Below are 13,031 nucleotides of genomic sequence, written 5' to 3' on the forward strand. Positions count from 1 at the left end.
GGGGACTAGGCTCCGACGCACCCGCACACCGGGGTGAGGGGAGCCACATGTCCGACGACGGAACCAACCGACACGGTCAGCGTGCCCTCGACCAGCAGGACGACGACCTCGACCGGGTGTTCGGTCCCGAGACGGCGAGCGTCCCCACCCGTACCCGGGCCCGCACCTGGTTCATCATCGGCGGGAGTGTCCTGGCGGTCGCCGCCGTCATCGCGGTGGTGCTCGGCTCGATCATCGGGAGCGTCCAGAACGGCATCGGCGGGGTCTTCCCACGGCCCGACGTGGCGCTCGACCGGTTCGACACGCGAGTGCGTGCCCTGCCCGGCGTCACCGACGTTCGGCACCACGCCCCGTCGAAGACCGCGTTCGCGAGCTACGACGCCATCGCCTCCGTCCGGGCGGACCCGGCGCTCGACCCCGCTGCCCGGCGTGACCTGGTCGCCGCCATCAGCCGTGCGGCCGACGATTCCGGCGGCAACGGTGTCCGCGTCGTCGTGGTCGCCGACCTCGGCACCCTGCAGATCGGCGTCACCGGTGCCGGCGAGGTCGCGGCGAAGCGCCTGGCACTGGCGGACACGCTCGACCACATCGGCGGTGTGACGGAGGTCCGTTGCTCGTGGGAGCGCGGCGGGGATCCGTCCGACGCCGCACGCGACCAGTCGATCGTCGTGCGGACCCCGGGTCGGGGTGCCGCGGTGCCGCCGATCGTGTCGCGGGTGACCGAGGAGACGCAGAAGGTGTTCCCCGGGGCGGACGTGCAGGTCATCGCGCCGGAGTGACGTGCGGTGGTCGCGTGGTGTGGCGCGGCGGTGGCGCGTCCGACGTGGAACGACGCGGTCGACCTCGTACGACATCGACATCGTCGTTCCGCATCGTCACGAAGGCGAGCCCGAGCCCCCGCCCCGCCCGGCGACCGCACCAGCCCTCAGCCCCGCCGGTCCCCCACGGCCCGCTCGACGGCCCGGACGACCTGCTCCGCCGAGTCCTGCCACCGGAACCGACCGGCACGCTCGATCGACTGCCGCGAGGCCTCGTCCCACCGCTCCTCCACCCGCCGGACGGCCGCGGCGAGGGCGGACGGCGACGCCGGGTCGAAGTACTCCGCAGCCGAGCCGCCGATCTCCCGGAAGATCGGGATGTCACTGACGACGACCGGGGTCCCGACGCCCATCGCCTCGACGAGCGGGATGCCGAACCCCTCGTCGTACGACGCGGTCGCCAGCGCGGTGGCCGAACGGAGCACGGACAGGTACTCCTCGTCGGTGGCGCCGTCGTGGAACACGATCGTCCCCGTGGGAGCCAGCGCCTCGAGCCGTGCACGGTCGGCGTCGGACACCCGCGACATGCAGTGCAGCGTCCAGTCCGCCCCGAGGAGCGGCAGCGCCGCCGCCAGGGTCTCGACGTTCTTGTACGGCATGAACGAGCCCATGTAGACGAGCGAGCGTCCACGTGGTGCTCCGGCCACCCGCGGGGTCGCCGGGTCGGCCGCGTTGTAGGCGACCGTCACGGGTCGCTTCGTCAGCCGGTGCTCGGCGATCAGCCCGGCGGTCGTCTCCGACACCGTCACCACCCCGTCCGCGCCGTTCAGCAGGAACCGCTGCGGCGCCCAGGACAGGTGGAACGCCCGCCAGCCGAGCCGCAGCGGCCACGAGAACTCCCGCGGGGGCGTGCGGTTGCGGTAGTAGATCAGGTCGTGCAGCGTCAGGACGAGCGCGTACCGACGACCCCGCGACCCCATCGTCTGCATCGGCGAGAACACCGCGTCGAGCCCGAGCCGGTTGACGCGCCGGGCGACGAGCGGCTCCCCCGCGTCCGTCGGCGCGGGCAGCAGCTCCCACGGCAGGTCCCTCGGCAGCGACTCGAGCTGGCGCTCGTCGCTGACGAGCAGCACGTAGTCGTGCCGGTCCGGCAGGTGCGCGACGACCCCCGCGGTGAACCGGCTGATGCCGTCGTGCCGGCCGATCCGCACGTACCGGCAGTCGATGCCGATGCGCAGGCGCGTCACGACGCGTCCGCCGTCCGGGAGGCCCGCCCTGCCCCCGACGGTCGGCTGTCCGTCGCGGCCGCGCCGCGTCCAGTGCGTCCATGGCGTCCGCCACGTCCTGTCGTGTCCGCCATCCGGCGGAGCACCGCAGCCGCCGCCGGAGCCGGCGTCTCGTAGTGCACCAGGTGGCCGACCCCCGGGATCACGACGAGCTCGGCGTCCCGCAGCCGCTCGGCGAGTGCGCGCTGTTCGGGGACGGCGGTGATGTCGTCGTGCTCGGCCGCGACGAGCAGCACGGGCACCGTGAGCCGGTCGGCGTACTCGGAGACGTCGTGGGTGACCGAGGTGCGGAACGCCTCGAGGACGCTCGTGCGGTTCGCGAAGGCCGAGAAGTACCGGTCGTGCTGGTCGTGCACCCATCGGCGGACGGCGGGGTCGTGCGACTTCAGCATCGCGATGCTCATCGCCCGGACGATCGCGCCGTTCCGCAGGATCCCGAGCCCGATCGGCTTCGGCAGGACCGCGCCGGCGCGGTAGTACCCGATCGCGATCGCGGTCCCGACGGCACGCGGACCCTGCAGTGCCGGGGCGGCGATGGGGTTCACGAGCACGAGCAGTCGGGTGTCGAGCCCGGCGGCGACGGTGGCCGACACCACGATCGACCCGAACGAGTGCCCGAGCACGACGGTGTCGCGCCCGAGCCCGAGCGCGGCGTGGAAGCCGGTCAGCCAGGCCACGTACGCGTCGATGTCCGAGACCGGCAGCGGATCGGACACGCCGAAGCCGGGCAGGTCCGGCACGATCACACGGACACCTTCGAGGTGCGCGGCGATGGTCTCGAGCCCGTGGTGGTCCCCGCGGAACCCGTGCACGGCGAGCACGGTGCGATCCGAGTCCTCAGGCCCGTAGACCCAGTAGTGCGTGGTCCGGCCGTCGACCTGGACGGCCCGGTGCACGACCGGGGTGGCGGCCATCAACGACTGGTACGGGGAGAGCACGGGCGGTTGCATCCGCGCCAGTCTAGGGAGCGAACCGCACGAAACCCCGGACACCCGCAGCATCTCGCGCCTATCGTGTCCGGGGCGGGCCGTCGACCGGTCCGTCGATGACGACGAGGAGCACGGTGACCTTCACAGCCCCGATCCAGCTGCCCGGCCTGACGCTCGACCCGCAGTGGTACAAGCGCTCGGTCTTCTACGAGTGCATGATCCGGTCGTTCGTCGACTCCAACGGAGACGGCATCGGCGACATCCAGGGCGTGATCGGCAAGCTCGACTACCTGCAGTGGCTCGGCGTGGACGCCCTGTGGCTGCCGCCGTTCTTCCAGTCGCCGATGCGCGACGGCGGGTACGACATCGCCGACTACCGGGCGATCCTGCCGGAGTTCGGCACGCTCGACGACTTCCGCGAGCTCGTGACGAAGTCGCACGAGCGGAACATGCGCATCGTGATCGACATGGTGATCAACCACACCAGCGACCAGCACGAGTGGTTCCAGCAGTCCCGCGAGGACCCGGACGGCCCCTACGGCGACTTCTACGTCTGGCGGGACACCGACGAGGACTACTCGAACATCCGCATCATCTTCGTCGACACCGAGGAGTCCAACTGGACCTTCGACCCGGTCCGACGCCAGTTCTTCTTCCACCGCTTCTTCTCGCACCAGCCGGACCTGAACTTCGAGAACCCCGCGGTCATCGAGGCGATCTACGACGTCGTCCGGCACTGGCTCGACATGGGCGTCGACGGGCTGCGGCTCGACGCGATCCCGTACCTGTTCGAGTCGGAAGAGGGCAACGGCGAGGGCGAGCCGGAGACCCACGAGTTCATCAAGAAGCTCCGCGCGATGGTCGACGACGAGTACCCCGGGCGCGTGCTCCTGGCCGAGGCCAACCAGTGGCCGCGCGAGACGGCGGCGTTCTTCGGGACCGACGAGGAGCCCGAGTGCCACATGGCGTTCGACTTCCCGGTGATGCCGCGCATCTTCTACTCGCTCCGTGCCCAGCACGCCGCCGAGCTCAAGGCGATCCTGTCCGAGACCCTCGACGTGCCGGCCAGCGCGGCGTGGGGCGTCTTCCTCCGCAACCACGACGAGCTCACGCTCGAGATGGTCAGCGAGGAGTACCGGCAGGCGATGTACGGCTGGTACGGCTACGACCCGCGGATGCGCTCGAACATCGGCATCCGCCGACGCCTCGCTCCCCTGCTCGACAACTCCCGCGCGGAGCTCGAGCTCATCCACGCGCTGCTGTTCTCGCTGCCCGGTTCGCCGTTCCTGTACTACGGCGACGAGATCGGGATGGGCGACAACATCTGGCTGCCGGACCGCGACTCGTCGCGCACGCCGATGCAGTGGACGCCGGACCGCAACGCCGGCTTCTCCACCGCCGACCCGGGCAAGCTCTACCTGCCCGTCGTCCAGTCACTCGTGTACAACTACGCGCAGGTCAACGTCGAGGCGCAGCTCGCCCAGTCGCGCTCGCTGCTGCACTGGGTCCGGAACGTCATCCACACCCGCAAGGCACACCCGGTGTTCGGTCTCGGCTCCCTGAACGTGCAGGAGACCTCCAACGACTCGGTGCTCGCCTTCGTCCGCTCGTGGGAGGGCTCCGGGCAGCAGTTCGGGCCGTCCGCCGAGGACGTCCTGTGCGTGTTCTCGTTCGCGACGAACCCGACCTCGGTCACGATCTCCGCGCCGGAGTTCGCGGGGCGCCCGCTCTACGACCTGTTCGGCGGCAGCTCGTTCCCGTCGTTCGACGAGGACGGCACCGTCACGCTCACCATGGGCACGCAGTCGTTCTACTGGCTGCACGTCGGCGCGCCGACCCGGTAGTCGGGGGTGTCGGTGCGTCCCGTTAGCCTGACCGCGTGACGTTCCCCACAGCACAGCTCGACGCGCCCGCTCCGTCCCAGGACCTCACGGGTCGGCCCTGGTGGCACGCGCTGGGCGTCTTCGACCTCGAGACCACCGGGGTCGACGTCGAGACGGCCCGCATCGTCACCGCCCACGTCGGGCTCATCGACATGACCGGGGCCTCCATCGTCGAGGGTGCCTGGATCGCGGACCCCGGCGTCCCGATCCCGGAGGGCGCCGCCGCCGTGCACGGCTACACCACCGAGCGCGCCCAGGCCGAGGGGCGTCCCGCGGCCGAGGTCGTGGCCGAGATCATCGCCGCGATCGAGGCCGTGTTCGCCCGGGGCATCCCCCTGGTGATCTACAACGCCCCGTACGACCTCACCGTCCTCGACCGCGAGGCGAAACGGCACGGGTTCGCCTCGCCAGTCATCGGCAACGTCGTCGACCCGCTGGTGATCGACAAGGCGCTCGACACCTTCCGCAAGGGCAAGCGCACGCTCGAGGCCGCGTCCGAGCTCTACGGCGTCACCCTCGACGACGCGCACGACGCCGGTGCCGACGCGATCGCTGCCGGGCGTGTCGCCCAGGCCATCGCGGGCAAGTTCCCGGACGAGCTCGGGATCTCCGCCGAAGAACTCCACCGCAAGCAGGTCGGATGGTGCGCCGAGCAGGCCGCCTCGTTCCAGGACTACATGCGCAAGAAGCGCGACCCGACGTTCACCGCCGACGGCCGCTGGCCCCACCGCAACGGCGCCTGACCGCGCTGGCGATCGCCGCACAACCAAAGTCCATGCGAACCGCGCGAGAACGCGGCGCCGACACACTTTGGTTGTGCGCCGGGATGCTGCGCCACGAGCTCTCCACCGCACGGCCCGCGCCGCACAACGCGAACGGGCGGCCCTCCCGGAGGAGGACCGCCCGTGGGCGTTGCGTGGGGGCTGCTTACTTGCTGAAGCCCTTGAAGCGCTGGTTGAACTTCTCGACGCGACCGGCCGAGTCGAGGATGCGCTGCTTGCCCGTGTAGAACGGGTGCGAAGCGGACGAGATCTCGACGTCGATGACCGGGTAGGTCGCACCGTCGAGCTCGATGGTCTTGTCACTGTTCGCGGTCGAACGCGTCAGGAACGTCTCACCGGAGGCCAGGTCGCGGAAGACGATGGCGCGGTACTCGGGGTGGGTGTCGGTCTTCATGGAGATTCCTCGATAGCGGTGATGGGATTGCGCGAACTGCGCGGGAAGTCGTCGGCTTGCGCCAGCCGTCCACGATACCAGAGAGACGGCGGGATCGCAGCGCTACGCGGCGCGTGCCGTGTAGCGACCGGCGTCCTTGGTGACCGAGAGGTCGATGCCGAACGCCTCGGTCAGGGTCTGGTCCGTCAGGACCTCGTCGATGGGGCCGGCGGCCTGCACGTTGCCGTCGGCGAGGACGAGCGCGTGGGTGAAGCCGGCCGGGATCTCCTCGACGTGGTGGGTCACGATGACGATGGCCGGCGAGTCGGCGCTCTGGGCGTAGCCGCCGAGGGTGCGGACGAGGCTCTCACGGGCGCCGAGGTCGAGCGACGCGGCCGGTTCGTCGAGGAACAGGATCTCCGGGTCGGTCATCACGGCACGGGCGATCTGCACGCGCTTCTGCTCGCCGTCGCTCAGGTCGCCGAACGTGCGGTCGGTGAAGGACCCCAGGCCCCACTCCTCGAGCACGCGCTGCGCACGGCGGACGTCGAGCTCCTCGTACTCCTCGTTCCAGCGGCCCGTCACCGAGTACGCCGCGGTGAGCACGACGTCGATGACCTTCTCGGTCACCGGGATGCGACGGGCCAACGCGGTCGACGCGAAGCCGATGCGCGGGCGGAGCTCGAACAGGTCGGCACCGCCGAGTTCGGTCCCGAGCACCTCGACGTCACCCGAGGTGGGGAACGTCTGGGCACCGGCGACCTGCAGCAGCGTCGTCTTGCCGGCGCCGTTCGCGCCGAGCACGACCCAGCGTTCGTCGTCCTGCACCTCCCACGAGATCGCGTCGAGGATGGTGGCCCCGTTGCGGACCACGGAGACGTCTGACAAGCGCACGACCGAGGGCATGCGACCAGCCTACGGGTTCTGGCCGAGCACCCGGTCGTAGACCTGCCGTGTCCTGGTGGCGATCGCGTCCCAGGTGAACTCGGTCTCGACACGGAGCCGTCCGGCGCGTCCCATGAGCTTCGCCAGCCCCTCGTCGGCGAGCACCTCGGTGAGGGTCGCGGCGAGGTCGGCCACGAAGCGGTCGGGGTCGGTCGGGGTGCCGGTGCCGTCCTGCACCTGGTCGATCGGGACGATGCGGCCGGTGAGCCCGTCGGCGACGACTTCGGGGATGCCCCCGGTGCCGGTGCCGACGACGGGGATGCCGCACGCCATGGCCTCGAGGTTCACGATGCCGAGCGGCTCGTAGACCGACGGGCAGACGAACACGGTGCCCGAGGACAGCACGTTCACGATCTCCTGGTGCGCGAGCATCCGGTCGATCCAGACGACGCCTTCACGTTCCGCGCGGAGACCCTCGACGAGATCGGTGACCTCGGCCAGGATCTCGGGGGTGTCCGGCGCGCCGGCGCACAGCACGATCTGCACGTCGGACGGCAGCGACGCCACGGCGCGGAGCAGGTACGGCAGGCCCTTCTGCCGGGTGATGCGTCCGACGAACACGACGCTCGGGCGGGTCGGGTCGATGCCGAGGGCGCGCACGGCGTCCTCGTCGACGGTCGGCTTCCACGCATCGATGTCGATGCCGTTGTAGACGACGTGGACCTTCGCCGGGTCGATCGACGGGTACGAGCGCAGGATGTCCGCACGCATGGCCTTCGAGACCGCGATGACGCCGTCGGCGTGTTCGAACGCCTCGCGCTCCATCCAGCTGGACAGGCGGTAGCCGCCGCCGAGCTGCTCGGCCTTCCACGGGCGGAGGGGCTCGAGGCTGTGGGCGGTCACGATGTGGGGGATGCCGTAGGTCAGCTGCGCGATCCGGCCCGCGGAGTTCGCGTACCAGGTGTGCGAGTGCACGAGGTCGGCACCCTCGACGTCGGCCGCGATGGCCACGTCGGTGCCCAGGGCCTGCAGCGCGCCGTTCGCCTGACCGAGGCCGTCCGGGGTCCGGTAGCCCCACACGTCGGGTTCGTCACGGAAGGCCCCGAAGGCCCGGACACGGACTTCCGTGTCCGTCCCCGACCGCAACGCGGCGGTGAGTTCGGACACGTGGACACCCGCTCCGCCGTAGACCTCCGGCGGATACTCCCTGGTCAGCAGATCGACTCGCACTGGTTCAACGTAACCGGTTCCCAGTGCTGACGCCTACTGTGAGCGGCATGGCACCAAAGAAGGTCTTCGGCATCGTGCTCGCCGGCGGCGAGGGCAAACGACTCATGCCGCTCACGGCCGATCGCGCGAAGCCCGCCGTCCCGTTCGGCGGCAACTTCCGTCTCATCGACTTCGCACTGTCGAACCTGGTCAACTCCGGTCTGCAGAAGATCGTCGTCCTGACGCAGTACAAGTCGCACAGTCTCGACCGGCACGTCGCGGAGACGTGGCGCATGGAGGGGCTGCTCGGCTCCTACGTCGCGTCCGTCCCCGCGCAGCAGCGGCTCGGCAAGCGCTGGTTCGCCGGCTCGGCAGACGCGATCCTGCAGTCGCTCAACCTGCTGCGCGACGAACGCCCCGACATCGTGGTCGTCGTCGGTGCGGACCACGTGTACCGGATGGACTTCCACCAGATGGTCGAGGCGCACATCGCCTCCGGCCGCAGTGCCACCGTGGCGGCGATCCGTCAGCCGATCGGGCTCGCGGACCAGTTCGGCGTCATCCAGGTGGCAGACGACGACCCGACGAAGATCGACGCGTTCCTCGAGAAGCCGAAGGACGCCGTCGGGCTGGCCGACTCCCCCGGCGAGATCCTGGCCTCGATGGGCAACTACGTGTTCAACGCGGACGCCCTCGTCGACGCGGTCCTGCGCGACGGCCAGCTCGAGACATCCGCGCACGACATGGGCGGCGACATCGTCCCCGACTTCGTCAACCGCGGCGACGCCGGCGTGTACGACCTGCAGCGCAACGAGGTCCCCGGGTCCACCGACCGCGACAAGTACTACTGGCGTGACGTGGGCACGATCGACTCGTTCTTCGACGCCCACATGGATCTCATCGCCCCGGTCCCGGTCTTCAACCTGTACAACCAGGACTGGCCGATCTTCAACCAGCAGACGAACCTGCCGCCGGCGAAGTTCGTCCGCGACGCCAACGGCAACACCGGGTCCACGGTGGACTCGCTCGTGTCGCTCGGCTGCCTGGTGTCGGGTGCGCAGGTCGAGCGCAGCATGATCGGGCCCTGGTGCTCGATCGACTCCGGCGCGAAGGTCCTCGACTCGATCGTCTTCGAGCGCGCCACCATCGGCGCCGGGGCGGTCGTCAACCGCGCCATCCTGGACAAGGACGTCGTCATCGCACCGGGCGCGCAGGTCGGCGTCGACCGCGAGGCCGACGAGGCACGCGGCTTCACCGTCACGGAGTCGGGCATCACCGTGGTCGGCAAGGGCGTCCGCGTCGACGCGTAGGCAGGCAGACACCCGGGGCGCAGCCCCGGACGGACGGCCTGGAGGCACGGCTCGCGTCACGGACGCGGCCGTGCCTCCGTCAGTCGGTACCGTTGGTACGTGCCCCGCTTCCTCGTCGTCCTCGATGCCGATTCCACGCTCCTCGAGGACGAGGTGATCGAACTGCTCGCCGACAGCGCCGGGACCCGGCCACAGGTGGCGGCGATCACGGAGCGCGCCATGCGCGGGGAACTCGACTTCGCCGAGAGCCTCCGGGAGCGTGTCGCGACCCTGGCGGGCCTCCAGGCAGACGTCTTCGTCCGCGCACAGCAGGCGGTCCGTGTGACGCGGGGCGCCGACCAGCTCGTCCGCGGGGTGCACGCCGCAGGCGGCACCGTCGGCGTGGTGTCAGGCGGGTTCCACGAGGTGCTCGACCCGTTCGCCGCGCAGCTCGGCCTCGACCACTGCCGGGCGAACCGCCTCGAGGTCACCGACGGCGTGCTCACCGGCCGCGTGCTCGGCGACGTCGTCGACGCGCACGCCAAGGCCGTCGCGCTCCGCGAGTGGGCGCACGCCGACGGGGTCGACCCGGCACGGACCATCGCCATCGGCGACGGCGCGAACGACCTCGAGATGATGCGCGTCGCCGCGCTGTCGGTGGCGTTCGACGCGAAGCCGCGCGTGCGGGAGCAGGCGGACGTCGCGGTCGTCGACCGGGACCTGTCCGCCGTGCTCGCGACGCTCGGCCTGCGCGGCTGATCAGTCCGAGGGCTAGTGGCCCATCCCGAGGCCGCCGTCGACCGGGATGATCGCACCGGAGACGTACCCGGCGCCGTCGCTCGCCAGGAACAGCGTGGCGTCCGCGACGTCGTCGACCGTGCCGTAGCGGGCGGCCGGGATCGCCTTCTTGAACTCGGCCTGCAGCTCGTCGGAGAGCGCGGCGGTCATGTCCGTCTGGATGAAGCCGGGCGCCACGACGTTGGCGGTGATGCCGCGCGAGCCGAGCTCACGCGTGATCGACCGGGCCATGCCGACCAGGGCGGCCTTCGAGGACGCGTAGTTGACCTGGCCGATCTGGCCGTAGGCGCCCACGACGCTCGACATCAGCACGATGCGGCCGAACTTGGCCTTCATCATGCCCTTCGTGGCGCGCTTGACGACGCGGAAGGTGCCCGTGAGGTTCGTGTCGACCACGCTGGTGAAGTCGTCCTCGGACATGCGGAGGAGCAGCTGGTCGTTCGTGATGCCGGCGTTCGCGACGAGGACCTCGATCGGACCGAGCTCGGCCTCGACCTGCGTGAACGCGGCGTCGACGGACGCCGTGTCGGTGATGTCGGCCTGCACCGTCAGCGCGCCCTCGGGACCACCCTGACCGCTGCGCGACGTCACGGCGACCCGGTGGCCGGCTGCGACGAACCGCTCGGCCAACGCGTGGCCGATGCCGCGGTTGCCGCCGGTGATGAGGACGGTACGGGGGGTGCTCATGGTCGCTCCGTTCGGTGGGATCTGCTCGGCACGCGGTGCCGGGGACCCGGCGGACACGCCCGGACGAGCGTACCGGAGCGGACCACCCCGCCGGTTCGCGCGCGGCGCACCCACGATCGGTCCGGCGGGATTAGGCTTGACCACGGGTAGACGGAGACCATCTGTATGAAGAGCACGCACACGAGCATCACGTCGCTGCCGGACACACCGGAGCAGGACCGGGCGCACCGCCTGTCCCGCTACGTCTGGCAGATGGCCATCCGAGTGGTCCTCTTCATCTCCGCCGTGCTCGTGTACTCGATCTGGCACTCGTGGGTCGCGGTCATCCCGATCGTCCTCGCCGCGGTGATCCCCTGGGTCGCCGTCGTCATCGCGAACGCCGGCAGCCGGACCGAGAGCGACATGATCTCCCCCGCCGGGTCCATCGAGCTCTACGACGCCGTCGACCCGCGTCTCCGCGAACAGCAGGAGGACGCCCGGGCCCAGGCCTACCGCGACGAGCAGGACCGCCTCCGCCAGCAGGCGCAGCACGCGCAGGACGAGTGGCAGCGCAACGGCGACCGATCGAAGATGTGGGGACCCCGCTGATGGGTGCGACGTTCGACCTGCAGACCGAGCCGGGATCCACCCCGGTGTGCTCGCGAGCTGGTTGCACCTCGACGGCCGGGTGGCGCGTGAACTGGCGCAACCCCCGGATCCACGCGATCGACCGCGTGAAGATCTGGGCAGCCTGCGAAGAACACCGTGACTTCCTCGCCGACTACCTGCGGTCCCGCTCGTTCCCGGTGCGCGTCACCGGCATGCACGAGGACGTCGACCACCTCGACGACGAGCGTGAGGCGACCGCGGCGCCGAAGAACGACGTCGGGGTGCGCTCCACCGGCACCTCGCGATGACCGACGGCTTCGACCCGCAGTCCCGGTACGGCCGCAAGCACGCCGCCAAGCTGCAGCGCGCCGCGGCGGAGTCCCGCTCGACCGACGACGCCAGGTCGGGCTCGTCCGGTCGGGACCCCGACGAACCGTTCGTCGGCTGGCGCTTCGTCCGGAGCCGCCGCTGGCTCGGCTACTTCGCGATCGCCGTCGCCTTCGCCATCGTGTGCGCACTGTTCGGCATGTGGCAGTGGGACCGCCGCAACGAGGCCGTCCGGCAGAACGAGCAGGTCGCGCAGAACTACGACCACACGCCCGTCCCCCTCGACCGGGCGCTGCCGAAGGCCTCGAGCTGGCAGGACGAGCAGGAGTGGCTCCGGGTCGCCGTGACCGGCCGCTACGACGTCGACTCGCAGCTGCTCGTGCGCAACCGCGTGCACAACGGGCAGCCCGGGTTCGAGGTCCTGACGCCCCTGGTCACGTCCGAGGGCCGCGCCTTCATCGTCGACCGAGGGTGGGTGCCGACCGGCAACGCCCAGGACGCCCCCGACCACGTGCCCGCTCCCCCGTCGGGCGAGGTCACCGCGATCGTCCGCCTGCAGCAGAGCGAACCGCGCATCCCCGGCCGCTCCGACCCGAAGGACACCGACCAGGTGCAGTCGGTGACCCTGGCCGACGTGGCGAACAAGGTCGACGACCCGATCTGGAGGGGCGCGTACGGGCAGCTCGCCTCCGAGTCCCCCGCCCCGACCGAGGCCCGCCCGCTCGGCTGGGAGCGTCCCAACGCCGACACGGGGCTGCACCTCAGCTACTTCATCCAGTGGTTCCTGTTCGCCGCCGGGGGCTTCGGGTTCCTGGCGTACGTGATGGTGCAGGAGTACCGGAACCTCAACCAGGACGACCCCGAGGAGCGCGAGCGCGCCCTCGAGCGCGAACGCCGCAAGAACGCGAAGCCGAAGACCGACGCCGAGATCGAGGACGAGCTCATCGCGTCACGTCGCTGACGCGCGGCCGTGTGTGGCCGTGGCGCGTCCGTGAGTGCGCGTCGGCGCACCGTGCGCACCTCGCAACCCCGTGCGCGCTTCCGCGCACCGTGCAGCGCCACAAGCGCGCGCCCAGCACGCAACGCCGCACCGGATGGCAAAACCGGAACCGTGCGGACGGGAGGCGCGACGCACCACCGGCACCGCGCCTCCAGACCGCACCGTGCGGACCCCGCAACCCCGTGCGCGCTTCCGCGCACTGTGCAGCCCCACAAGCGGACACCCAGCACACAACGC

At 70.7% G+C, this 13,031-nt stretch carries 14 protein-coding genes; 8 read left to right on the forward strand and 6 right to left on the reverse strand.

What is annotated here, in order from left to right; all coding sequences use genetic code 11:
* Positions 1-47: 47 nt before the first annotated feature.
* Positions 48-779, forward strand: coding sequence for a hypothetical protein (locus DEI96_RS09740; RefSeq protein WP_111024979.1), 732 nt, complete (start codon positions 48-50; stop codon positions 777-779).
* Positions 780-925: 146 nt separating this feature from the next.
* Here the strand turns inward: DEI96_RS09740 and DEI96_RS09745 are convergent, their stop codons facing one another.
* The gene (locus tag DEI96_RS09745) at positions 926-1,996 is read right to left on the reverse strand and encodes a glycosyltransferase family 4 protein (protein ID WP_111023087.1); all 1,071 of its coding nucleotides are present in this window, start codon (positions 1,994-1,996) and stop codon (positions 926-928) included.
* A 5-nt stretch (positions 1,997-2,001) separates the two neighbouring features.
* A complete protein-coding gene (locus tag DEI96_RS09750) occupies positions 2,002-2,994 on the reverse strand; it encodes an alpha/beta fold hydrolase (RefSeq protein ID WP_258372779.1) in 993 nt (330 codons plus the stop codon).
* A gap of 113 nt (positions 2,995-3,107) precedes the next feature.
* Here DEI96_RS09750 and treS point away from each other — a divergent pair, with 113 nt between their 5' ends.
* Together treS and DEI96_RS09760 are read left to right on the forward strand one after the other, a co-directional pair.
* Entirely contained in the window at positions 3,108-4,817 is a 1,710-nt protein-coding gene (gene treS, locus DEI96_RS09755; protein WP_017887282.1) for a maltose alpha-D-glucosyltransferase, read from the forward strand.
* A 35-nt stretch (positions 4,818-4,852) separates the two neighbouring features.
* Positions 4,853-5,599 (forward strand): 3'-5' exonuclease, encoded by a 747-nt coding sequence (locus DEI96_RS09760; protein WP_244993108.1) that lies wholly within the window; start codon positions 4,853-4,855, stop codon positions 5,597-5,599.
* A 184-nt stretch (positions 5,600-5,783) separates the two neighbouring features.
* Here DEI96_RS09760 and DEI96_RS09765 read toward each other — a convergent pair whose 3' ends face one another.
* The 3 genes from DEI96_RS09765 to glgA form a co-directional block, all read right to left on the reverse strand.
* The gene (locus DEI96_RS09765) at positions 5,784-6,032 is read right to left on the reverse strand and encodes a type B 50S ribosomal protein L31 (protein ID WP_017887280.1); all 249 of its coding nucleotides are present in this window, start codon (positions 6,030-6,032) and stop codon (positions 5,784-5,786) included.
* A 102-nt stretch (positions 6,033-6,134) separates the two neighbouring features.
* Complete coding sequence (locus DEI96_RS09770; protein ID WP_111023026.1) at positions 6,135-6,917, reverse strand: ABC transporter ATP-binding protein; 783 nt, start codon at positions 6,915-6,917, stop codon at positions 6,135-6,137.
* A 9-nt stretch (positions 6,918-6,926) separates the two neighbouring features.
* Complete coding sequence (gene glgA, locus DEI96_RS09775; RefSeq protein WP_111023027.1) at positions 6,927-8,126, reverse strand: glycogen synthase; 1,200 nt, start codon at positions 8,124-8,126, stop codon at positions 6,927-6,929.
* Between the two features lie 47 nt (positions 8,127-8,173).
* Here glgA and DEI96_RS09780 point away from each other — a divergent pair, with 47 nt between their 5' ends.
* Complete coding sequence (locus DEI96_RS09780; RefSeq protein WP_111023028.1) at positions 8,174-9,415, forward strand: glucose-1-phosphate adenylyltransferase; 1,242 nt, start codon at positions 8,174-8,176, stop codon at positions 9,413-9,415.
* A gap of 99 nt (positions 9,416-9,514) precedes the next feature.
* Positions 9,515-10,153 carry a phosphoserine phosphatase SerB gene (gene serB, locus DEI96_RS09785; protein ID WP_111023029.1) on the forward strand — a complete coding sequence of 213 codons (639 nt, stop codon included), beginning with the start codon at positions 9,515-9,517 and terminating at the stop codon, positions 10,151-10,153.
* A 12-nt stretch (positions 10,154-10,165) separates the two neighbouring features.
* Here the strand turns inward: serB and fabG are convergent, their stop codons facing one another.
* Positions 10,166-10,879, reverse strand: a complete 714-nt coding sequence (fabG, locus tag DEI96_RS09790) for a 3-oxoacyl-ACP reductase FabG (RefSeq protein WP_027465673.1) — start codon at positions 10,877-10,879, stop codon at positions 10,166-10,168.
* 165 nt (positions 10,880-11,044) lie between these two features.
* On the opposite strand from fabG, the gene DEI96_RS09795 reads away from it, so the two are divergent.
* The 3 genes from DEI96_RS09795 to DEI96_RS09805 are packed head-to-tail and all read left to right on the forward strand — an operon-like array spanning position 11,045 to position 12,755.
* Positions 11,045-11,467: a DUF3099 domain-containing protein gene (locus DEI96_RS09795; RefSeq protein WP_111023030.1), complete on the forward strand. Its 423-nt coding sequence runs from the start codon at positions 11,045-11,047 to the stop codon at positions 11,465-11,467.
* On the forward strand, positions 11,467-11,775 hold the full coding sequence (locus DEI96_RS09800; RefSeq protein WP_372439414.1) for a hypothetical protein: 309 nt from the start codon (positions 11,467-11,469) through the stop codon (positions 11,773-11,775). The genes DEI96_RS09795 and DEI96_RS09800 overlap by 1 nt, the downstream gene beginning before the upstream one ends.
* Positions 11,772-12,755, forward strand: a complete 984-nt coding sequence (locus DEI96_RS09805; RefSeq protein WP_111023031.1) for an SURF1 family cytochrome oxidase biogenesis protein — start codon at positions 11,772-11,774, stop codon at positions 12,753-12,755. The genes DEI96_RS09800 and DEI96_RS09805 overlap by 4 nt, the downstream gene beginning before the upstream one ends.
* Positions 12,756-13,031: the final 276 nt, after the last annotated feature.

The sequence above is a fragment of the Curtobacterium sp. MCLR17_031 genome (assembly GCF_003234775.2).
Classification (GTDB): domain Bacteria; phylum Actinomycetota; class Actinomycetes; order Actinomycetales; family Microbacteriaceae; genus Curtobacterium; species Curtobacterium flaccumfaciens.

Coding starts and splice junctions, on each gene's coding strand:
- DEI96_RS09800 (WP_372439414.1), top strand. CDS start 11,467: ATGGGTGCGACGTTCGACCTGCAGACCGAGCCGGGATCCACCCCGGTG.
- DEI96_RS09780 (WP_111023028.1), top strand. CDS start 8,174: ATGGCACCAAAGAAGGTCTTCGGCATCGTGCTCGCCGGCGGCGAGGGC.
- DEI96_RS09770 (WP_111023026.1), bottom strand. CDS start 6,917: ATGCCCTCGGTCGTGCGCTTGTCAGACGTCTCCGTGGTCCGCAACGGG.
- DEI96_RS09795 (WP_111023030.1), top strand. CDS start 11,045: ATGAAGAGCACGCACACGAGCATCACGTCGCTGCCGGACACACCGGAG.
- fabG (WP_027465673.1), bottom strand. CDS start 10,879: ATGAGCACCCCCCGTACCGTCCTCATCACCGGCGGCAACCGCGGCATC.
- DEI96_RS09750 (WP_258372779.1), bottom strand. CDS start 2,994: ATGCAACCGCCCGTGCTCTCCCCGTACCAGTCGTTGATGGCCGCCACC.
- DEI96_RS09740 (WP_111024979.1), top strand. CDS start 48: ATGTCCGACGACGGAACCAACCGACACGGTCAGCGTGCCCTCGACCAG.
- DEI96_RS09805 (WP_111023031.1), top strand. CDS start 11,772: ATGACCGACGGCTTCGACCCGCAGTCCCGGTACGGCCGCAAGCACGCC.
- DEI96_RS09765 (WP_017887280.1), bottom strand. CDS start 6,032: ATGAAGACCGACACCCACCCCGAGTACCGCGCCATCGTCTTCCGCGAC.